Annotated in this window: 16 protein-coding genes and 1 riboswitch; of the genes, 4 read left to right on the plus strand and 12 right to left on the minus strand. The window is 55.6% G+C overall.

Annotation, left to right across the window (positions count from 1 at the left end):
* Positions 1-12 precede the first annotated feature (12 nt).
* The 5 genes from KTE_RS03130 to argC all read right to left on the minus strand — a co-directional run bounded on the left by KTE_RS03130 (position 13) and on the right by argC (position 7,246).
* Positions 13-2,361, minus strand: a complete 2,349-nt coding sequence (locus tag KTE_RS03130; RefSeq protein WP_201378394.1) for an HAD family hydrolase — start codon at positions 2,359-2,361, stop codon at positions 13-15.
* Positions 2,358-3,437, minus strand: coding sequence for an ATP phosphoribosyltransferase (gene hisG / locus KTE_RS03135; protein ID WP_201378396.1), 1,080 nt, complete (start codon positions 3,435-3,437; stop codon positions 2,358-2,360). Before hisG ends, KTE_RS03130 begins: the two co-directional genes overlap by 4 nt.
* Positions 3,434-4,966: a HisS family protein gene (locus KTE_RS03140; RefSeq protein WP_201378398.1), complete on the minus strand. Its 1,533-nt coding sequence runs from the start codon at positions 4,964-4,966 to the stop codon at positions 3,434-3,436. Before KTE_RS03140 ends, hisG begins: the two co-directional genes overlap by 4 nt.
* Before the next feature lie 247 nt (positions 4,967-5,213).
* Entirely contained in the window at positions 5,214-6,083 is an 870-nt protein-coding gene (gene argB, locus KTE_RS03145; protein WP_201378399.1) for an acetylglutamate kinase, read from the minus strand.
* Between the two features lie 95 nt (positions 6,084-6,178).
* On the minus strand, positions 6,179-7,246 hold the full coding sequence (argC, locus tag KTE_RS03150; protein ID WP_201378401.1) for an N-acetyl-gamma-glutamyl-phosphate reductase: 1,068 nt from the start codon (positions 7,244-7,246) through the stop codon (positions 6,179-6,181).
* A gap of 669 nt (positions 7,247-7,915) precedes the next feature.
* Here argC and KTE_RS03155 point away from each other — a divergent pair.
* Positions 7,916-9,868: a serine/threonine-protein kinase gene (locus KTE_RS03155; protein ID WP_201378409.1), complete on the plus strand. Its 1,953-nt coding sequence runs from the start codon at positions 7,916-7,918 to the stop codon at positions 9,866-9,868.
* A gap of 577 nt (positions 9,869-10,445) precedes the next feature.
* Positions 10,446-12,503, plus strand: a complete 2,058-nt coding sequence (locus KTE_RS03160; RefSeq protein WP_201378411.1) for a serine/threonine-protein kinase — start codon at positions 10,446-10,448, stop codon at positions 12,501-12,503.
* A 202-nt stretch (positions 12,504-12,705) separates the two neighbouring features.
* On the opposite strand, the gene KTE_RS03165 is transcribed toward KTE_RS03160, so the two are convergent.
* From KTE_RS03165 to KTE_RS03180, 4 genes are all read right to left on the minus strand, one after another.
* Positions 12,706-12,960 carry a hypothetical protein gene (locus KTE_RS03165; protein ID WP_201378413.1) on the minus strand — a complete coding sequence of 85 codons (255 nt, stop codon included), beginning with the start codon at positions 12,958-12,960 and terminating at the stop codon, positions 12,706-12,708.
* Positions 12,961-13,205: 245 nt separating this feature from the next.
* On the minus strand, positions 13,206-14,225 hold the full coding sequence (locus tag KTE_RS03170) for an ABC transporter substrate-binding protein (protein WP_201378422.1): 1,020 nt from the start codon (positions 14,223-14,225) through the stop codon (positions 13,206-13,208).
* 122 nt (positions 14,226-14,347) lie between these two features.
* Entirely contained in the window at positions 14,348-15,217 is an 870-nt protein-coding gene (locus tag KTE_RS03175; protein ID WP_201378424.1) for an ABC transporter permease, read from the minus strand.
* 218 nt (positions 15,218-15,435) lie between these two features.
* A riboswitch (FMN riboswitch) is annotated at positions 15,436-15,601 on the minus strand.
* A 198-nt stretch (positions 15,602-15,799) separates the two neighbouring features.
* A complete protein-coding gene (locus tag KTE_RS03180; RefSeq protein WP_201372133.1) occupies positions 15,800-16,285 on the minus strand; it encodes a redoxin domain-containing protein in 486 nt (161 codons plus the stop codon).
* Between the two features lie 414 nt (positions 16,286-16,699).
* On the opposite strand from KTE_RS03180, the gene KTE_RS03185 reads away from it, so the two are divergent.
* Positions 16,700-18,097, plus strand: coding sequence for a glycosyltransferase 87 family protein (locus KTE_RS03185; protein ID WP_201378432.1), 1,398 nt, complete (start codon positions 16,700-16,702; stop codon positions 18,095-18,097).
* On the opposite strand, the gene KTE_RS03190 is transcribed toward KTE_RS03185, so the two are convergent.
* Positions 18,092-19,117: an NAD(P)-dependent oxidoreductase gene (locus KTE_RS03190; RefSeq protein ID WP_201378437.1), complete on the minus strand. Its 1,026-nt coding sequence runs from the start codon at positions 19,115-19,117 to the stop codon at positions 18,092-18,094. The two genes, KTE_RS03185 and KTE_RS03190, sit on opposite strands and share 6 nt — an antisense overlap.
* Positions 19,118-19,341: 224 nt before the next feature.
* Between KTE_RS03190 and KTE_RS03195 the strand changes: the two genes are divergently transcribed.
* A complete protein-coding gene (locus tag KTE_RS03195; protein ID WP_201378439.1) occupies positions 19,342-21,087 on the plus strand; it encodes an aldehyde dehydrogenase family protein in 1,746 nt (581 codons plus the stop codon).
* On the opposite strand, the gene KTE_RS03200 is transcribed toward KTE_RS03195, so the two are convergent.
* Complete coding sequence (locus KTE_RS03200; protein ID WP_201378441.1) at positions 21,084-21,677, minus strand: HdeD family acid-resistance protein; 594 nt, start codon at positions 21,675-21,677, stop codon at positions 21,084-21,086. The two genes, KTE_RS03195 and KTE_RS03200, sit on opposite strands and share 4 nt — an antisense overlap.
* A 70-nt stretch (positions 21,678-21,747) precedes the next feature.
* Positions 21,748-22,716: a universal stress protein gene (locus KTE_RS03205; protein WP_201378443.1), complete on the minus strand. Its 969-nt coding sequence runs from the start codon at positions 22,714-22,716 to the stop codon at positions 21,748-21,750.
* Between the last annotated feature and the right edge of the window lie 133 nt (positions 22,717-22,849).

Below are 22,849 nucleotides of genomic sequence, written 5' to 3' on the forward strand. Positions count from 1 at the left end.
CACCTCTCCCTTCTAGCATTCCTGCTCAACCGTCTCCACCAACAGACGCGGCGAGAGTATCTCCGTTTCCTGTCCCAGCGACACAGCATAGGTCAATCCCAGCCAGCCAATGAGCGGCGGTAGGCGCTGCCCATCAAAGAGGTTGATTGTTAGCAAGGGGCAGCAGAGCAGCGCAGAGTGCATAATCTCTTCCCAATTCTCCGGCAAGGCCCCCTGTGAAGAGAGCCAGGCGAGCAATGGTCTCAACAAATGCTCGCGCTTGGTCTGGAGGATGGCCTCGCGTATGGGTGGGAGCGTGAAATCATATGCGATCTCGATACAGCCTTCCTGCTCATCGACTTTCACCTGCAAGGAGCAGTCCGGCGCGATCTCCCGCGGGAAGTACATCCAGCTTGCGAAGATATTATGAAAGAGCGGCTTAATAACATCCAGCAATGGCGAGTGTCGACCAGCGAAGGCGGGATCGAAGTAAAGGTATTCGCGCCCCTCCTCCAGAAAGACGTTGCCAAAGTGGGCATCGCCATGCCCTACCACGGTCAGCCCGGCCTGGGCTGGCTGGAGCACGCTTTTGGCGCGCTCAATCAACTCACCCAGCGTCAGGCGCTGCACCTGCCCATTAATACGCCAGCGATAGGTGCAGAGCTGCGCAAAGGTAATTTCACGCTCGGGCTGCGTAGGAAGCAGAAGGCTCTTCCCCTCGTAGAAGCTGGCCAGGCGTCCCCCAGTCAGGCGATGCCAGAACAGCTGGTGAATGGGGGCCGCCTCGTGCTCCTCGGCGCTCACCGGGGCCTCTGTCTCCTGGTAAATACGCAAGAGGCGCTCGCACTCCAGTCGCTCAGCGGCGACCAGTTGCTCGAGGGAGGCCGGGGCTGGCTGCTCGGTCTCCAGCGCACGCATCATGTCGAACATGACCGGCCAGCGAATAACTGGGTAGATGACCATCTGCTGGCCGCTCCTGCGCAATGTGCGCACAGGCAAGACCACGTTATAGCCCGCCTCGTGCAGGAGCGTGGCGTTATAGTACTCCGCCAGAACCCCCTGGTCCTCTACATGCGTCTTAAAGAAGTACTCCTCTCCACCAACCCGATAGAAACCATTAAATGAATTGAGCGAGACGGCTTTGGGCGTAAGCTGAATGCTGTCGATACGCAGATCCATCTGAACCGCGAACCAGCGTTGTAGGAGTTGCTCTGCTTTTTCACGCTCGTGAAATTGGAGCCGCTGGATCGTGCCCAGGTCATCGATCTGGCGCACCAGGGCAGGGACATGCGTCACATCCTCTAACAGAAAGTCGGGAGTGCTCTGCGCAAGCAGTGTCCGTGCCTCCTCAGTTCTGGCCCCGGTTCGGACCGCGAGACAGAAGGCATCTCCCGCGTGCGCCCCTCGCACGTCGCTGGTCGTATCTCCAACCACGAGAAAGCTGCCGCGCGGCGGCAGGGGATCACCCGGCATATACTCCGGGAAGGCGGCGCGCAAGAAGGGGAAGGGATGCGGCTTGGCCAGGGTCAGGGGTTGTCCCTCTTCCCGCAGGCGCCGCTCCGCCTCCGCCACTTCGGTATGCGTCACGATATGCTCAGCACTAAAGAAAGTGAGCAGGCCATAGTTACGTAGGGGGGTGAGAGCCTCGAAGCTGCCACGCCCGGTGCAGATGCCCAGGGTATATCCCTGGGCCTGCAAATCCTCAAGCGTTGAGCGCAACTGTTCAATTGGTAGAAGAGGCTGCTCAAAGTTGATGCAACCAATCTTGCCTGTCTGCCAGGGCGCTCGCCCATAATCCTGCGTGAAGAGCGCATCGCCCAGGTACCATTCCTGGAAGAGGTCGCGGCAGAACTTCCAGGAGGGGCTATAATGCCCAAGTCCTCCCTCACTCTCGACATTCAAAACCTGGCGAGCCAGGATATCCAGGCGTGCCAGCAGATCAAAGCCTGTATAACCAGCGAGCGTGGGATCGGTGAGCGGTCGCAGGCGCTCAGGGTCTACCTGGGGACGGGCCTGAGCCAGTTGCCCGCGTAAGCGCGCATTCCAGGCGGCATCTTCGACACGCGGTGGCCAGAGGGCGGCGTGGTCGCTCACCTGGGCAAGCACATCGATCAGGTAGAGGCAGAAAGCGGCATAGCAGGTATCCCAGTTTGAGTTGACAGCTCGTGCCTTTAAGCCCTGAATCAAGGCCTCAGGAAAGACCGCCTCGCTCCAGGCGCGGTACTCCTCGACTGTCTGGGGTGGTGTGTACTCCGAACGTCCATCCACATTCCAGTAGCGCGGGCTATAGAGCAGTTCATGCAAGACCAGGCCCGCCGTCGTCCAGTACATCTCCTCGCTGGTAATCACGCCATCCAGATCAAAAATCACTGTTTTTTTCAAGATAACCTCTTCAGCCTTTCCCTGAGTGCACGCGCATTCACGGATTCCTGCGCGAAGCGATAGGTCAGCGGCGTCACGTTGATATGCGTGGCTCCGGCCTGGCGCAGTACCGCCACCGTTTCCAGCAGTTGAGGCGCGGCCTCACCGACTTTGGCCACACCCGAGAGCGTGTACTGGTCAGGGGCCGACTCACCATCCAGTTCTGAATTGACCATACGGAACTCGATGCCGGCCCCCATGGCCTTCAGGCGCTGGTTGAGCCGTCCACAGGCATCGCGCATCCCCTCAAAGCTCTCTGCGCGCATATAGGCGGTTAGCAGTGAGCGGTTGCGTGCCTGGTTGCGCGCATCAATCAGCTCCAGGACGGTCTCGGTCAGCTTGAGCGCGAGTGGATGCTGCTTGAGGAGACGCGCATTGCCCATCAAGCAGGCCTGAGAGCGTAGGATCACGCCATCGTCCAGCAGCTTGAGATGGTTCTCGCGTAGGGTCGTGCCCGTCTCGGTCAGATCCGCGATCAGGTCGGCGGTGTCGGTCAGCGGAGCAGCCTCTAGCGCGCCATGCGGCGAAAATATCTTGCAGTGCGTAATGTTATGCCGCCGTAGGAACTGCGAGGTCAGCAGGGGATACTTGGTGGCGATACGCAGTCCCCGCCCTCGATGTGTGCGATAATACCCTGATAGGTGCCAGAGATCCGCGCAGGAGCTGACATCAATCCAGGTCTCCGGCACAGCCAGGACGAGGCGGCAACTCCCATACCCCAGGTCACGCATAAGCACCAGCAGGTCTTCATCCAGGTGATCCTCTTCGTCCAGGTCATCGCCGTAGCCTCGATGTTCCGCCAGGATATCATAGCCCGAGACCCCCAGGGTCGCGTCGCCACTCTGGACCAGGGCCGGTATATCGGCGGCCCGCTGGAAGACAACCTCCAGGTCAGGCATGCTTTTGATGCGCGCCAGGTATTGACGCGGATTACTGCGGCTGACCTTCAGGCCGCACTCGGCAAGAAATGACATAGTCGCGCCCTCCAGGGCTCCCTTCCCTGGCAGGGCTAAACGCACTCGTTCCTGGGCACTCATACCAACTGCTCCTTCTGCTCTTCACCAAAATCTGCTACCAGGCCATTGGCAAGCTCGCCAAATGGAAGACGCCACTCGACGCTTGTCTCTAGGTTGCGTACCGTTACCTCGTTCTGCCTGGCTTCATCCTCGCCCACAATCAGCGCCAGAAGGATCTGCTTCTTAACAGCTTGCTTCAATCCCGCGCCGACACCGTGCCCGCTAATATCCACCTCTACGGGCTGACCCGCCTCGCGTGCGGCTCGTGCCACGCGAAGGGCATAGGGAAACTCATTCGCGCTGACTGGAATCACCAGAGCCTGTGTCTGATTTAACACTGGTAGCGTGGCCTGGGGAATGTGCGCGAGTAAGCGCTCAAGGCCAATGGCGAAGCCACAGGCCGCGATATCGCGCGAACTGCCTACGGCTCGCATGAGGCGATCATAGCGCCCTCCGCCACAGAGCTGAGCATCGAAGCCGTCTGCCTCCTGCGCGTGAATCTCGAAGACCAGGCCCGTATAATAACTCACGCCACGCCCAAGCGAGAGGTTCAGCAAGATCTGCTCACTCGGCACACCACACTGCTCAACAACGGCCACCAGTTGGCGCAACTCGTTGAGGGGGGAGGTGTCGAGACCATAGCGTTCTAGCAGTTCTGCCACTGCCTCAAAGACGGCTGGAGGAGGACCCGAGACGGCATGCAGCTCACGCAAAAACTCCAGCGCGTTCAAGATCTGCCGCCGCTGCTCATTGCGTCCCATTTTCCACAAGAAGCGCTCCACGACCTCGCGCCGTACGTCGTCATCGCCAAAGGAGATGCTGATACCGCTCAGGAGCGACGAGATATAGCGTGCATCTACTCCGCTCAAGACCGTGGCTGGCGGCGAAACTTCTGACGCCATCTTGTTCAAGGCCTGGTCCGCGGGATAGAGGCGCTCCAGCCGCTCCTGCGCCAGGCGCTCCCCCTCCTCCGACCGGCTGATCTGTTCCATCAGGCCAAGCAAGAGGCGGGCCGCGTGGTCATCGAGGTGCAGGCGGTTGATGAAGCCGCTCGCGACGCCCACATGCCCCAGCTCCAGACGATAACGTGAGATCCCTAGATCGTGGAGAACCTCGCATGCCAACTGGATCATCTCAGCATCCGCGGCCGCTGGCTGACCACCAAAGATTTCAATGCCGAGCTGCGTATGCTGCCGATAACGGCTGCGTCCTGGGGCCTCATAGCGAAAAATCGGGCCAGCGTACTGAAAACGCTGCGGTAGTCCCTGCTGCTGATAATGGTCCAGGTACAAACGGCAGATGGAGGCGGTATATTCTGGGCGCAGGCAGAGGTCGCGTTGATGGATACGAAAGGCGTAGAGGTTCTGCCATAGCTCCTGGCCAAAGCTGGCATGAAAGAGGTCGCTATGCTCTAGCACGGGGGAATCGACATGGGCATAGCCCGCGTGCTCTAACAGCTTGCTTACCTTCTCGCTTACCCACTGCTGTTGCTGATAGACCTCTGGTAAAAGGTCGTACATACCTCGCAATCGCTCAACGCGCTTCTTCATGGAACGTCCTCTCCACTGTTACAGTCACATTTCCTGTGTAATGCAGGCGGCAATAAACGCATGTCCCCGTTAGCGTTTGGAAAGACTCTGCCCTTTCCAGATGTCAACGCTGACGGGGACAACTCTCTTGTTCTCTGCTATGTAGTATAAAACATATTTGCTGGATTGCGGTGAGGCTATGCATCGCTTCACCTAAAGTACTTCTCAACTTCTCAACGCGCATCACCGCACACGCAAATCACAAGCATTAGCGGATAATCATCGTACCCGCGCCCTGGTCTGTGCAGAGTTCGCGTAGGAGCACATGCGGCTCGCGACCATCCACGATATGCACACGCGGCACTGCCGCCAGCGCATCCAGGCAGGCCGAAACCTTGGGGATCATGCCACCGCTGATCACGCCCTCGTCGATCAAGCGGCGAGCCTCGGCATCGCTCAATTCGGAAATCAAGGTTCCATCGGCGCGGCAGATGCCGACCACGTTACTCAAAAAGATCAGCTTCTCCGCGTTTAATGCGCCCGCCAGGTGCGCGGCGACCAGGTCCGCGTTAATATTGAGGCAGGTGCCATCCGGTCCCTGGCCCAGTGGCGCGATCACCGGAATAAAGCCCTGCTCCAGCAAGGTATGCACAGAGGATGGATCAATCGACTCCACCTCACCCACAAAGCCCAGGCGCTCATCTAACATACGCGCCTGTACCATATTGCCATCTGTCCCACACAGACCCACCGCATTAGCTCCCAACTGCGAGAGCATCAATACCAGGCGCTGATTGACCTGCCCACGCAACACCATGCGTACTACCTCTAAGGTCTCCGCGTCGGTGACACGCATACCATCCAGGAAACGCGTCGGAATACTAAGCTTCGTCAACCAGTCATTAATATAGGGTCCACCACCATGCACCAGTACAGGAAGCGCACCCAGTTGATGTAGCCAGACAATATCCTGCAACACCTCCTGCTGGTGCTCCAGCATACTGCCACCAAGTTTAAACACCAGGATCTTGTCTTTAAGATAGTTAATATAATTAATTGCTTCGCTTAACACTCTGGCTATAAGATGTTGATCATTGATAATTTCGCCGTCTGGTGTGCGTTCAAACGCTATTGTCATCGTTTCTATGTTCCTCCTCACTCTACATCATGTGCTCCGAGACTCGCGGGTTACACACAACAGTAGAGGGATCACATTGCATACATTTTTTCAGACTAGGGATTGACGCCAGCCCCTGCCAGGCCCAGACTCTCGGGCCAACCAAGCATACAGTTCGCGTTCTGAATGGCCTGACCCACCGCGCCTTTAACCAGGTTATCGGTGCAGGACATTATAATCAGGCGTCCCGTTCGGGCATCAAGTGTTGGATAGATAAAACAATGATTGCTACCATAGGCCCACTTGGTATGAGGTGGCTGATCCACTACATGCACAAAAGGCTCGCCTGCATAATACTCGCGATACAACTCCACGATAGCCTCTGACGAGAGGCTCTCTACAGCGCTTGGCGCAAGCGTGGCATAGCAAGTCGCCAGGATGCCCCGCGTCATGGGTACCAGGTGCGGCAAGAATGTCATGCGGATATCGGAGAGTGCATGTCCGCCATCCCTGGCAGCAGCGAGCAACTCTTGCTTGATCTCGGGCATATGTCGATGACCGCCTACACTATAGGGACTCATATCTTCGTTCGCCTCGGCAAAATGTGTCCCCAGCGTCAAGCCACGGCCCGCGCCACTAATGCCCGTTTTCGAGTCCACGATGACGTCTGGCTCTACAATGCCCCGGGCAAAAGCGGGTAGAAGGGCAAGAATGGCGGTGGTTGAGTGGCAACCGGGACTGGCGACGAGGCTAGCCCCTGCGATCCGCTCACGATAGCGCTCACAGAGACCAAAGACCGCGCTTTCGAGCAAGGCTGGAGCAGGATGGGTATGCTTATACCATTCTTCATACACCGCCACATCATGCAGGCGGAAGTCCGCTGAGAGATCGACGACCTTTGTGCCGCGCTCAAGCAGGCGTACGACCGCCTCTGCGGCGGCGGCATGGGGCAAGCAGACAAACGCCAGGTCTGTCTGTGCTGGTTCCTCCGCGATCACCATCGTTGGATCAATCGCGGTCGTGGCTGCAAGGGCCTGTAGTTGTGGGAAGACATCTACCAGCGTCTTGCCCGCCAGGCTGCGTGCGGTGACGGAGGTAACCTTTAATTGAGGATGCTGCGCAAGCAGGCGCAAGAGTTCCAGGCCGGTATAACTAGTAACGTTAATAATAGCGGTAGAAATCATTATCTGGCCCCCAAGAGTTAAGATATTGGAACAAAAAAAACCCTCATCCCTATCATTTGATACAGGGACGAGAGCTACAGCCTGGCTCCCGCGGTGCCACCCAGTTTGCCTTTCCTCAATTGAGAGCAAAGACCACTCATTTCGACTCAAAAAACTTACGTGTGAGCCGCACACCCGGCGTACTTATCGTCTCGAGACGATTTTCTTCCGCCAGCCGCTCGCGGACGCGTTCTGAGGGCTACTCCATTCCGACCTTGCACTGGACGTCGGATCGCTGTCTGGCTCCGCACCTCATACTTCTTCCGGTCATCACGGGCAGAAAACACTATACTACTGAGAGAATACGAGGATCTTCAGTTTATGTTCTATTATGACCAAGAATAACAGCCAGGGGTGGCAATGTCAACCAACTTTACCCCCACCAGGAACTCTGGTGCGCCAAAAGCCGAAAAAGTGGCCGAAATACACACATATGTGCTCTCGGTAGTGTTTATGCTATCCAAAGGGCTCTCTTCTTGCTCTTATGCTTAGCATAGCATACAATAAAAACAGCTTTATTGGCATTCCACTCTTCTCTTGGCAGAACATTGCAAAAGTCCTATTTCAGCAACCATATCACTCCACATACTTCGCATAAAAAAACTAAAAACCAATATGGCAGGGAAGATTATGGCTGAGAAGACAGATCATTTCATCGGTACAAAACTTGGAAATTACACTCTAGAGCGTCTCCTGGGCAGGGGAGGCATGGGAGCGGTCTACCTCGCGCAACAACAACTCCCCGCTCGCAAAGTCGCGGTCAAGATTCTTCAGCCACCTGGCTCAACACATTCCGAACACTACATACAATTTCTCCAGCGCTTTCGCCGCGAGGCTAACATTGTCGCGCGCCTGGAGCACGTTAATATCACCCCTATCTATGAATACGGTGAGCAAGAGCATTTTGCCTATCTCGTCATGCCCTACTTCAGCGGTGGAAGTCTGCGCGATCTCCTGGCACGTGAGGGGCGCCTGCCGCTCAATACTGTACTCACCTATGGCAACCAGGCAGCCTCAGCCCTTGACTACGCTCATTCTCAAGGTATTCTGCATCGCGATCTCAAGCCATCCAATCTCTTGCTGCACGCCGATGGCCGCCTGGTACTGGCTGACTTTGGCATTGCCCGCATCCTCCAGGATCAACCGGGCACAATGCCCACTCTGACAACCACAGGTATGCTACCAGGGACGCCTGAATATATGGCGCCCGAAATGATGCTGGGAGAAGAGATAAATCACCTGGCCGATATCTACGAATTTGGGATCGTGCTCTTTCAGCTCTTGAGTGGGCGTCTCCCTTACCCTGGCACAACGCTCTATGCCCTGGCGATGAGTCATGTTCAGCAACCACTCCCCTCACTACACCAGTTGCGTCCCGAGCTCCCCCAGGTTTACGATGAAATTCTGCAAAAGGCATGCGCTAAGCAGCGCGAGGAGCGCTATCAATCGGCACAAGCTCTCATGCGTGACCTGCACCAGGCCGCGATCTCCCCAGGCACATTCAAGCTGGCAGAACCTCCTACTGAGATTTCTGCACACAATACTAAGGCACCTGCATTCCCTAACGCCTCAGCGCAGCCAGTACCTCCGCCCTTTGCCGCGCCCGAAGTCCAGCAACCACCAGTGCAGGCGCAGTGGCAACCCCAGCCAGAATCAGCTTCTCACTGGCCTAACAACAGGCAGGATACGCCCGCCACCTATGCTCCCTACGCGGTAGGGAACCGTCAGACACAACCACAACCGCATCCTTATACACCTGCATATTATGCACCACAGGCAACGCGGAGACGCTCCCCCTGGACCATCGCGCTCACTATGATATTCATTCTCCTTCTCCTTGGGGGTAGTGTTGTCTTTGCCCAGCAACTCCTCACCAGAAACAACCCTGCGTCCTCGCCGACAGCAACATCTGTTTCTGGACATACAACGGCAACAACCTCCAGGGGAGCACAATATACACCTTCCACGACAAGCACCTCCGCGCCTGCCACAAAGACACCAGATACATCTCAGGTTCCACATGGAGCACGCCTCTATCAAGCAACGGGTGTGGGTCAGAGCTGTGATCATAATGGGGGGACCTGGAGTGATTACAATGGCGTAGGCATCACCTGTTTCAGCAACCAGACGGTGATCCGCAACACAGCCTCAACGGCACAGCTTCAAGGCACCTTTCTCAGCAAGATACAGGGGCAGGCCTATACATCCAACTACGTTGTCGAGGCCCAATTACAACAAGCGAACACCTCCAGCAGCGACTTTGGCCTCTACTTCCGCAATCAACCTGGACAACAACAACAAGGCGTCTACACGCTTCTTATCCACCCTGATGGCACCTGGAATACCTATGTGTACGACAACAACACGGGCGCACCGACGAAGCTAGCGGGTGGCAACCTTGGCAATGCCCATGCCACCATCCTCCTCGCGGTTATCGCCAATAGTCAGTCATTCGCTTTCTACGCCAATGGGCACAAATTGGGAGAGATAACAGATACCACCTATGCTCAGGGAACCGCTGGCATCGCAGTCGATAAAGGTGCAAGCATCACCGTACAGAGCTTTACCCTCTACCAGGTCTAATCATCCTTACGCCTTTTGATAACAAGAAACATACCTGAGCCGGATAGATAGCCCGTATTGGCCAATCTTCATGTATCACTCTACAAGGCTAGCATTCACCTATACATGCACGATAGAGGAGGTCTCCACCTACCTATTTACAGAAAAAGGCCTGGAAAACTTTCCTTATTGCTGGACATATACTATAATGAGTGCCGGATACGTCGCAGGTATCAGCTTTTCTTACATATTTCCGTACTTCTTCGCTACTTTCCTGGCTTTTCTCAGCAGAAGTGGTTATAGTAGTAGGGTACATGTGTGTACGCACAGGCTAGCCAGGTTGGATGATGAGCATAAGTACGAGTAGACTCAGTGGTAGTGGGGTCAACAGCAAACAATAGTACAAAGTACATGATTTAAAAACACATTTACCTTACCCAGACACAAAATACATTTAAATGCATTTACATATCAGCAGCAGCAACTTCTTATGCGGAAACCAACGCCAGGTCGCCGTGCCCCGAATGGGGGTGGCTAGCGCTTCGCGCTCAGGTTTCCGAGAGGACCTAAGCTTATTTTCTGAGAGGACATTACGAGCGTGATCTTAGATACAAATGATCTGATAGGCAAAACGCTCGGAACATGCACAATCCGACGCCTTATTGGACGAGGTGGCATGGGCGCAGTCTATCTAGCACAACAGAGCCGTCCACGACGCACTGTCGCCGTGAAGGTACTCCTGCCCAATACGCTTATGGACAAGCGACCCCGAGAAGAATTCCTCGCACGCTTCCGGCGAGAGGCCGATTCCATCGCGGCCCTCGACCATATTAATATTTTACCGCTCTACGAATATGGCGAGCAGGAGGATATGGCCTACCTGGTTATGCCTCACGTCACAGGAGGGACCCTGCGCGACCTGCTCGAAGAACGAGGCATCCTTCCCTTTGATGGGGTCGCGCGCATTATCGAGCAGGCTGCCGACGCACTTGAGGCCGCTCATAAGCAAGGTATTATCCATCGTGACCTCAAACCAGCCAATATTCTCTTCCATGCCGATGGCCGGGTACTCCTGGCCGATTTTGGCCTGGCCAAAGTTGTACGCGACCTGCATGAAAGCGGCGTAAAAGGACGCTCCAGCCAGGAGGGCTTGACCAGCGCCGGCACAATCGTTGGCACCCCTGAATACCTCTCGCCCGAACAAGGCACCGGCAAAGATGTCGATCACCGTACCGACATCTACTCCCTTGGCGTGATGATCTACCAGATGCTGGGAGGACAGGTCCCCTTCACTGGCACGTCCCCAGTCGCGATTGCCATCAAGCACACGCTGGAGATCCCTCCTTCTCTCTCCGCCCTCAATCCCCAGGTCACCCCTGAGATCGAGGGTATCGTCATGAAGGCGCTAGCAAAAAATCCTGCCGAACGCTACAATAGCGCGAGCGAGTTAGCCCGGATTCTCAAGGCCACGCTTACTACTCCCTCGCAAGCAGGAATGCTGTCACAGCGTACGCCACTCATCACTGAGGCACAGACCGTCTTTGTCGCGCTACCCGATCAGGGCACACCCAACACCAAAGAGCGCCTTGAGGGCAAACACCCCCAGCCCGTAATTGAGCATGATGCGGTTACTCAGCTAGAAAATACGCCAACGACAATTTACAACGCCTCGACAGAGGCCGCGCCACGCGTTGTTGCCCAGGTTGAAAGCAAACACGACGAACCAGCGCCTCTTATGCCAGCCAAAGTGGAGGTGGCACCCAGGCCCCAGCCCGTCATTGAGCAGGTTCCGGCCTCTCCCCAGATGAGAGAGCCGCGTACAAATGCGCCGCTGAGTCCGCCACCATTCTCGCCCATGCCCCAGCCCTCACCTCAGCCTGGACCCCAGGGTCCTCGTGCGCGTCGCCAGCCACTGGCAGTCGCACTTGGAGGAGCACTCCTGGTGCTTTTGATCATCATTGGCTCGGTTGCCTCCTATCAGCATTTTGCTGGCAGCCAAACAGGCTCCAAGGCTCCAACCGCCCAACCCACGCATGACGTGACGTTGACAAACAAGTCGACGCCTACCGCGACCGCGACCCCCAGACCACTTTCGTTACCAGGAGCAAAGATCTCCGCTGGAAACCGTGTCTATGGGACCGATCTACCTGGAAAGTCATGCGATAAACGTGGAGGCACCTGGAACGAAATCAATCTCACCGTGACCTGTCATGACACTAATGTTGAACTCAGCAGCAATGGTGGCACAGGCGTCCTCCTCCTGAAAGATCTGCCACAAGGTCAGACGTTCCCGAGCAGTTATATTATCCAGGTTCAAATCGAGAGCGCCAGCGGTGACTACGGCATTCTCTACCGTGACCTGCCCGATACCAAAACGTATAATGTCTTTGTTCTCTCAGCAGAGAACTGGCATAGCGACAACTACGATCACTCCTGGAACAATCAGGGGCAGCTCGCCTCTGGCGCAAACCAGGGTGACCCCACAAAGTCGCATACCGTGGATATCCAGGTGCAGGGGACGAGCTATACCTATACCGTGGACGGAACGAATTGGGGGTATGCCAACAACGGAACGAGTACGAATGCCGCAATTGGCATTCTTGTCACTCCCGGCTCGCACGTTACCCTGAAAAACTTGCAGGTCTTCGCCGCCTAATAAGAGGGAGCGCTACTGGCGTACGCGCCTACACTGGGGTGCGAATACCTGCCCCGAACGTGTAGGCGCGTACGCCAGTAGCGCTCCCTTCTATGACTTCAAGCCTATCGCGGCTCCATGGCGTCCACGATACTCTCTTCATCGTCGCGCTGCACGGAGTCAGGGAACCAGTTACGCACTCGCTGCTCCGGCAAGACCGCTTTCACCTGGCGTAGTAAGGTTGACTTCTCCCCTCGGTCGCGCTCTCCTCGCTCTTTTCGGGAGGGCATTTTTGCAGTTCGCGCGAAATGTTATTTAAAGCAGCCTGAAGGCTTCGGAGCGTATTGAGCGACTCTGCTGAGGTGCTGATGCCCTCCTGCTGCGCCCTCTGAAGACTCTCACGCATATTTTTTACTTCATTGGTCAGGTGATCGTGAAGCGTACGGAGCCGGCTACAGCGATCAGTTGTATGATTCATAAAGTTGCCTCGCAATCGCTTAAAAATCATCGCCTGGTTGGTCAGATAGCCCAGGAAAAAGACTATCCTACCGCCTTTATACACCACAAAGCATCTAGTATGCAATGTGCATATGTGTTAACGGTCCTTTTATCTCACTAGCTCCTAGCCCGAAACGTAGGTTTTTCATATAAACATGCTCCCTCTCATCGTTAATGAGAGGGAGCATGTTTGCGTTATAAAACGGCTTGCTAACTACAACTAGCTTAGGCGACCGTTTTATTTGTGTATACAGATGTGAGATTATCAACGGGCGCGATCAATTTCTCCGCGACCATGAATTGTTCCATAGACTGCCAGGTGGCATCATCATTATTGCCCAGTTTGCCATCCCCCTGGTAGATAGGAATCGTGGCCTTTAACACCGCGCGCGCCTGCGTGGTATTCATGCCGGGAATATAGCTCTGACTCACCTGCAAGGCCTCGTCGGGATTGGCGATCACATCACGCAGCCCCTTGAGTGTGGCCTGCACAAAGCTGCGCACCATGGCTGGCTGTTGCTGATAGGTCCCCTCGGGCGCGATAATGCCGTTTGAGACAATGGCCTGGTAATCGGAGATCGGAAAGGTACGCACCTTGAGACCATGCTGCTCCAGTTGCAGGGGCTCGTTGTTCGAGTAACCCATCACGGCATCCACACGATGCGCCAACAGCGCGGGCACCTGGGTAAAGCCAATCGATTGGATCTTGACATCCGAGGTTGAGAGATGCGCTTTGTAGAGGAAGGCCAGCAGCGCTGTATAAGTCGAGCCATAGGCTCCAGGAACGCCAATGGTATGCCCCTTCAGATCACTCAGGCTCTTAATCGAGGAGTCCGCGGGTACGATCAAGCTTACTGGATATTTCTGGAAGATCGTGGCGACATCCAGCGCTTTGATCTGCTTGTTGCTATTACGCGCGGTCAAAAGCTCATCGCCACCGGCGAAGACAAATGTATTTTTTCCGGCGACCATTGAGCCGATCAGGTCAGGCACAATCCCATGGTGGAAGGTGACATCCAGCCCCGCCTGGCTATAATAGCCCTTTGACTTTGCCACATAAAACGGCGCGAACTGAATATCAGGGACATAGCCCAGGCCAATCGAGATCGCCTGTTTTCCCTGCGAAGACGAATTAGAACTTGTATTTGTCGTGGACGTTCCCCCGCATGCCGTTATCAACAGCATAAATAGCAGCGAAAGAATGCCGAACGTTGCCACAGTTGAAGAACGATGACGTGCAGACATCGCGGACTACTCCATTCTCCCTAAAAATCTTTTATAGTCTGGTTACAGCTAGCCTACTGCCTTTCGAAAACCTGAGCGCGGAGCGCTAGCCACGACAGTGGCGTTGGTTTTCGTTTAAGAAGCTAGTAAACCACCTGAGCCAGCTTACCAAGCAACCAGGTACTACTATAGAACAAGACCGCCAGTACCGCCAGCACCACAAGCGTGGCGAACATGAGCGGTGTATTATATTGATTCTTTGCCACCAGGAGCAGCGACCCCAAACCCTGGTCGCCCCCCTGGACAAATTCACCCACGAGCGCCCCCATGACGGAGAGTGTCAATCCCGTACGCACGCCCGCGATAATCGAGGGCAGCGCCAGGGGAAACTCGATATGCGCGAACATTGCCCAGCCAGCAGCCCCCTCCACACGCGCCGCGTCTGTCAAGGCGCGATCTATCGTCTGCACGCCCAGCATGGTATTTACCACCATGGGAAAGACAACCACGAGCGCGCAGACATACATGTTGGGAACCCAGCCATAGCCCAGCCATAACACCAGCAATGGCGCGATCACGACTACTGGAATGGCCTGGCCCGCAGCCAGGTAAGGATGGATGGCCGCGGCAAGCACACGCGACCTGGTCAGGGCATACCCTAGCGGCAAGGCCAGCGCCAGCGCCAGAAGAAAGCCTACCAGGCTCTCCTGTACTGTGACCAAAAGATTGCTGAGATATATTCCCGAGCTAAAGCCGCTGCTCAAGCTATCCAATACATCGGCTGGCGCAGGCAAGAACAGGGCGTTGACATGCCCGTAGGCGCTGCTCAAAAACCAGCCAATTAGCAGGGCCACAGCCAGGATCAGGGGGGGAATAACCGATAGGCTCCAGGTAAAATTGCGCCTGGGCGCCTGGGAGGCGCGGCTAGCACTTCGTCGCGCTTGCGCCTCACTCCGCACAGCCGCTGCCTCGTACTCAGGCAGCACAGCGTGCTGGTGTGTAGAAGTTGTCATGCTCATGAACATCCCTCGATAGCTCTACTGACAGGCTTCAGCCAGAACAAGGCATAGAGATCCGTCAATTCAACTGATTCGGGGAGGCATTGGGGGAGAGCAGTAACGACCATATAGAACATAGCCCGCATGCATCACAGATATGCGTGATAAGTATGCGTAACTACGCCACTCACCAACCTTTCATAATGGTTGGATAAGTAGAAACTGGTCCTTATAGAAACCTTCTCCCATCCGGACTATACCGTCGGCTTCGGATTCGCACCGAATCAATCACGCCAGGCATTTCCATGCCTGAGGACTCGCGGGCTCTGCCACTGGTTCCTTGCGAACCACATTGGCAATACCGCCGGTCGGGAATTACACCCTGCCCCGAAGGTCTTACTTTTCCTTAGTATGCCACAGACACCACCAATACGCAAGGGGAATTTTCTAAGCAGCAAAAAAGCGGCCTGGGCGAACGTACATTCGCCCAGGCCGCTTTTTTGCTGCTTACTTCTGATCCGAAAACCCTGAGCGTTTATCCCCGAATGGGGGCAAAGCGCTAGTCACGAGAGTGACGTTGGGTTTCGGAATAAGATCTTAGAGTTTGCGCAACGCCTCAAAGAGGTCTTCGTTGTCGGGCATCTCACCCGGCGCATGCTGGATCTCAATATAACGGATGATGCCTTCTTTGTCGACGACAAAGAGGGCGCGCTCGGACATACCCGCGGGGTGCCGTATCCCATACAGGTCTACAACCTTCCCCTGAGGATAGAAGTCTGAGAGATGGTGGAAAGATGTCTGCATGGACTTCTGCCAGGCCTCAAGGGCAAAGTGGCTATCCATGCTGATACTAACTACCTCAGTGTCATAATCCTTGAAACGCTCCAGGTCGGCCTCGTATGAGGGCAACTGGGCGGAGCAGACGCTGCTGAACGCGAAAGGCACAAAAGCGAGAACGACGTTCTTTTTACCGCGAAAATCGCTGAGGCGCCAATCTTCTTTCCCTTCAGTCTTCAATGTAAAATCGGGGGCGACGTCGCCCACCTTCAAAGTCTTTGTCTCGGTGCGATTTCTAGTATCCATTGGCTTTGTGTTAACCTTCCCTCTTCTAACACAAATAGAGTGGATGATATCATCAGACTGATACTACCCACTATACTCTCCCAGGCAACGAATAGCGAGATCGTGTCCGCGTTCTGGTTACCTGACATGCACATGGCTCGTCTTGTATGGTGCGCGAAACCATGTTGAAGTATACCACCAATCAAGATCTGTGTGCTGGTGTAGCGTCAGGGCCTATCCTGCTCGTGACTCATAATTGGCTGCCTGCCAGAGCTCAAAACGCCCTTTATGCAGTCCTATAAGAGTACAACAAGTAAGTTCGCATACATCAACAAACATGGTTAAGGCAGACTTTTATACTAACCTATAGACTGACTATGCATGTTTCTACTTACCAATACACATTGCACCATTGACGGAGAGGGGCTGGTTATCGTGTCACAGAAAGAGCTACATCTCGACTATACCCACAAACAGCGCGGCATTTTCTCATCTTTGCTTGCGTATATGCATAATCCGCGCGATCTTGTTTCCTATACCCCGATTATCTTTGTTACCATCGCCATGTTTGTGGGCACATCCTGGCAGCTCTTTCTCCCCAAAAGCGATCCCGCGCGCTACCAGTGCTATGCCCTGTCGTTCTGGTTCGGTGGTGATGCGCTCAAACGCCTGCCAGTTGAGCAGTGCGCCTTTCTACAAGGGAGCATCCTGCAGGCGCCTTTTCACATGCTGCCCCTTGAGTACCCACCGCTTACCCTCATCCCCTTCTCGCTGGCGCTCCTGGCTCCCCTCTCCTACTATCAATTTGTCTTTGCCTTCTTGATGTCACTCGTGGCCTTCCTTATCTACTGGCTCCTGCTACGCTACGGGCCTCGCAATTCCGCGCTTACCTGCGCTTTCTATCTGCTCATTGGAGCTATCGCGACGACTCAAGTGCGCTTCGACATCCTGCCCGCGGCGCTTACCCTGGTGGCCTTGATCGCCGCTGAGCGCAAACATTGGACCATGGCCTATTTCGCCCTGGCCATCGGAACGCTCCTGAAACTCTATCCTCTACTCTTACTTCCAGCCTTCTTTATCGCTGAACAACGCGCCCTGGGACGCTTCCACCAACCTACAACTGGTCTCAAACCGCGTGATATCCCGCGCCAGCTCTGGTTGACCCTACGCGAATTTCGCCGCTGGTCGTGGCGCAACTGTCTGCTCTTCCTGGCTTGCCTGGTCGTTCTCACCAGTGGCTTTGCGCTGTTAAATTTTGATGGGGCCGTTCTCAGCCAGCTAAGCTACTTCTTCAAGCGCCCCCTCCAGGTAGAGGCAAGCGGCAGTTCTCTCCTCTGGCTTGCCAGCCGCTTTGGCGTTTCGTTCAGGGTTGTCTATGACTTTGGTTCGCTCAATATGGATAGCGCGCTGGGGGATATCGTCTCCAAGTTGAGCACGTTGGGCCTGGTTCTTGGCTACGCATATACGCTCTACCTGCAATGGCGCGGCAAACTCAGCCTGGGGCAAACGCTGATCGCGTTACACCTGGTCTTTATCACGACTGGAAAGGTATTCAGCCCCCAGTACTTGATCTGGCTCCTGCCACTGCTGGCCTATGTCTACTCTGCGGAGGGACTCTGGCTCTTCTGCTGGGGTGCCATTTCAGCTCTGACGACCTTCATTTATGCCTACCTCTATTCTCGCTCGCCTGATATTATGCAGGTGCCGGGCTTTTTTGAGTGGGTCGCGCTGCGCAATCTGCTCTTCGTCCTGTTAACCCTGGCCTACCTTGCCAACTGGTTCAGGATACGCGAGACACAGCACATAACGGAGGCCCAGGTCGTGCGCTCATAGCTCACGCATGCCCTGACGTAACTTCTGCTCCCGCAAGTACCAGCGCACACTCTCCTCGATCCCGCGGGTAATGTCATACGCGGGTACAAAATCCAGTTGCGCACGTGCCTTTTCTAAAGCAAAATACTGATCACGGCCAAAGAGCGTGACGCCATAAGTCGTCAGGGGCGGCGGCCCCACACGACCCGGTCCAGGCAGGCCCCAGAGCTTTTCCGCTACCCACGCCGCGCCATATGTTGGCCAGTAGGGAAGATGCCAGCGAATAGGCCTTGCTCCCAGGTAGCTGGCAATCAACTGAAAAACCTCCTCTTGCGTGACGCGTCGGTCATCGACCAGGGTATAGGCCTCCCCAAGCACCTGCTTCCCAGCTTCGGCAGCCTGGATCATACCCTGGGCCACGTCGCGTACATATATCGCGGGCAGAATGTTCTGCCCCGTCCCGAAGATGACGCTCCGCCCCGCCTGAATCAACCCTGCCAGGCGACCAAAGCTGGCCCAATCGCGTGGACCATAGATCCAGCCAGGACGCACAATTACAATCGGCGCCTTTCTCTCCCTTGCCAAGCGCAGCAAGGCCAACTCTGCGACGACCTTGCTGCGACTATAGGGGTTATTCTCCGCGTGCAAGGGATGCTCCTCGCTGATCTTTCCAAACAGGTGATGCCCGTAGACAGTAATCGAGCTCGTATGGACAATCCGCCTGACCCCAGCCTCCAGTGCCGTTTTCACCAGGTTGATCGTCCCCTGTACATTGACCTCATGATACTCTTTCTCCATGCCCCAGGGTCCCGTCCGAGCCGCGGTATGATAGACATAGCGCACGCCATGTACGGCGCGTCTCAATGAGAGGGGATCACACACATCGCCGGAGCATATTTCCACCTGCTTGAGGGAGCGCAGGTGCGCGCTATCTTCTGTGGGCCGTACCAGGGCGCGCACCTCATTTCCACGCTCCAGCAGCATCTCCACCAGGTGCCCTCCCAGAAAACCAGAACCACCCGTCACTAATACCTTGACCATTATTTTCCCTTTCCACCCATATATGTCGCTCTACATCTCTTCTAACGCATAACTCGAACTTTTTTATCACCCTTTGCCTGCTCCATACATCATCTACATGTGGATGATTTGCTCCAGGCTATGGCGTGGCATATAATAGAACGTCGCTATTCACACGCCAGGCAATCGCACGTAGATATACGCAGTCGTATGTGCTTCGCACAGAAGAGAAGGAGGGGACACTCATGTCCACACTCACACCAGCGGGTTCGCCACAATTTCCCACCATCGCCGACAAGGTCTCAACCCATGAGGAGATGGATCAGGCCATTCACGCGCTACAGGAGCACAAGGACACCTGGATCGCGACTACGCTCCAGCAGCGTGTCTCCCTCCTCACAGAATTGATTCAGAACATGGCTTCTCTCGCACCACGCTGGGTTGAGACCTGTAGCCAGGCCAAGCATCTCTCCCCTCAGTTGACAGGCGAGGAGTGGAGCATGGGTCCCTGGCCCATTCTGCGCAATCTCCGCCTGCTACGCCAATCCTTGCTGGATATCGAGGCCTTTGGCCGCCCACGCATCCCCGGCCCCGTCACAACTCGCGATAACGGGCAGGTGGTGGCCCAGGTCTTCCCCACAAATAATTATGATCGCATCTTCTTTACAAACATGACCGCCGAGATCTGGATGGAGCCGGGCGTGAGCGCCGAAACCCTCCCGCAGACACAGGCTCTTATTTACCAGGAAGGCCAGGCCCAGCAGCCAGGCATGGTGGCCCTTGTACTGGGCGCGGGCAATGTCTCCTCTATCGCGCCTACCGATGTGCTCTATAAGCTTTTTGTGGAGAACCAGGTGGTCCTGCTGAAGATGAATCCGGTCAACGCCTATCTGGGACCATCGATTGAAGAGGGCTTTCAGCCCCTCGTCGAGCAGGGTTTCTTGCGCGTAACCTATGGCGGAGCCGAGGAGGGTTCATATCTCTGCGATCATCCCGGCATTGAAGAAATTCACGTCACCGGTTCCGATAAGACCTTTGATGCCATCGTCTTTGGCCCTGGCAGCGAGGGAGCGCGGCGCAAGGCGGAGAAGCAGCCTTTGCGCACCAAACGTGTCACAGGCGAGTTGGGCAATGTCAGCCCCGTCATCGTCGTCCCTGGTCCCTGGAGCGAGGCTGATCTGCGCTACCAGGCCGAGCACATCTTCTCGATGCTCACCACCAATGCTGGCTTTAACTGTAATGCAACGCGTGTAATTATTACACACAAGGGCTGGGACCAGCGCGAGGCTCTCTTAAACAAGCTGCGCGACCTTATGGCGGCCCAACCTGCACGCCAGGCCTACTACCCAGGCGCGCAGCAGCGTATGCAGAGCTTTGTCGAGGCCCATCCCCAGGCCGAGCGCTTTGGCGGAAGCGACAACGACAATCTCCCCTGGACACTGATTACCGATGTCGATCCTAAAGCTAAAGATGATATCTGCTTTACGACGGAGGCCTTCTGTAGCCTCTTCGCGGAGACAGCTCTGGAGGCTGACGGTGTGGTTGACTACATTCAGAAGGCCGTCAATTTCGCCAATGAGGATCTCTGGGGGACGCTCAACGTCACGTTGCTCGTTCATCCCAAATCACGCAAAGATCCCGCCATCTCCACGGCTATGGAGCAGGCCATCGCCGATCTGCGCTATGGAACCGTCAGCCTGAACTACTGGGCTGGCACCAGTTTTACGCTGGGCAGCACGACCTGGGGCGCCTATCCTGGCCACACCATCGATGATATCCAGTCTGGCGTTGGCGTTGTACATAACACGTACATGTTCTCGCACCCACAGAAAAGCGTGGTGCGCGCTCCCTTCAAAAGCACACCCACGCCTCCCTGGTTCGCGACCAGGGGCCAGGTCCTTACCAAAACCTTTCCACTGCTCGCGGACTTTGAGGCCCAGCCCTCGCCCTGGAAGGTTCCCTCCATCGTGCTCGCGGCGCTTGGCCGCTAGTCATAGCCATGGCGTGGTGGTGCCTCCTGAGGCATCGCCACACGTGTCCTCGCTGGCTGCAAGGCCTGGAAAAACGTCAAGATGCCATACACAATCGCGTAGAGACCAATGAAGCGCACATCTGTAACCACATTTGGCGAACTCTTCAGCAGCAGATAGCCGCCTATGATCAAGGAAAACACCGCCGGGAGCAGCGAAAGCCAGTCAGTACGGAGGCTACGCGTACGGAAGAAGGCGAGCATTTGCGTGACACCGACGATAATAGCCCAGATGGCAAAGGCGTAGATGAGCGTTATCTTGGTGAGTCCAGGCGCAAAAATGATCAGACCCGCGATAACCAAGCCCGCGACACCACTCAAGGCGATCAGCCACCAGCGAGGATTCTGCCTTCTCTTACTAAAGCCAATTGCCAGTGCGGCGATCCCATCGATGATGCCCAGCGTGGCAAAGGCGGCAAGAAACAGGAAGAAGGATATTCGTGGCAAAAGCGCGAGCACAATGCCAAAGACAACAATCATTATCGCACGGAACACCAGCCATAAACGCCTCTGCCAGGTCATGGGTTCAGCGTGTGCCCTTCCTGGACGCATAATACTTCGCCTTAACATGCTTACCTCCGTTTATTACGCAAAAACTCCGGCCTCTTGTTTTCCTCCATCATCAACTATCCTTGCGCTGCTCTGATGTTTCCTCAGGTTTGATCAACAAGACGGGGAGAGGCGTCTTTTGCAGGATATGTTCCGCGACGCTGCCCATAATAAAACGCCGCTTCCCTCCGCGCCCCGAAGTCGTCATCGCGATCAGGTTATGCGGGGCCGCGGCTCCGTCGCCTGACGCGGCGATATGGACCAGGGTCGGTGCGACCTGCTCATCACTGTATACTGAGGATTTGATCTCAAGCTGGAAGGTTGATGCCAGGCCACCTCGCAAACGTCCAGCCAGGTCTTGCAGATACCGCTCCGCCTCCTCGTGCGCTTGCCCACGCTGCTCGTCTGTATGGTGGGCTGATGGCTTTATGATTTGGACCAGGTGGAGTGAACCGACGCCCGCGCCGCTGAGCGCTGCTACAAGCAAGCCCGCGGGAACAATAGCCTCCTCGGCCTGCGGTGAACCATCCAACGGCACCAGGGCATAAATCGGTGTCGCCAATTCTGAAACCTGTTCGTCCTGTTCCGGCTTCTGCACACGGTGGACCAGGACTGGTATCGGAGAATTCCAGGCAATCTTCTGCGCCACGCTCCCCAGGACCAGGCGCGCCAGGCCACCTCGCCCATGGCTTCCCATCACGACAATTTCCATATGGTGACTGGTGATAAAATTCAGGATGGCGTCTGGAATCGCTAGTTCGGCCCGCACCTCTTTCACTACATTGAGGCCTGCCAGGAGAGAAGAGCTCGCGATTTTGTCCAGATAGGCATGATCCCCCTTCATCTCCAGATCCGTCATTTCCGCCAGGTCGGCGGGTACGAAAACGCCCGCGACAGAGGTCGACGCGTATGTATATTCCTGGTTGGCTATACGCAAAAGGTAGAGTGTTCCATCCACAGCCCGGGCGAGCCTGGCCGCCAGTACCAGCGCCTGTTCAGAACACGCTGAGCCATCCAGTGGCACAAGAATCTGCTGAAACATGCACTACACTCCCTCCTCATATTCATAGTTATGCTACCTAATCAGCATACTCTTATGGGGTAAGGGAAATAGAGATGCGGCATGGACAAATGTCCACGCCGCATCTCTATTTCCCTTATCTCTGTCCCGCGTT

It is taken from the genome of Ktedonobacter sp. SOSP1-85 (genome assembly GCF_016587415.1).
Taxonomy (GTDB): domain Bacteria; phylum Chloroflexota; class Ktedonobacteria; order Ktedonobacterales; family Ktedonobacteraceae; genus Ktedonobacter.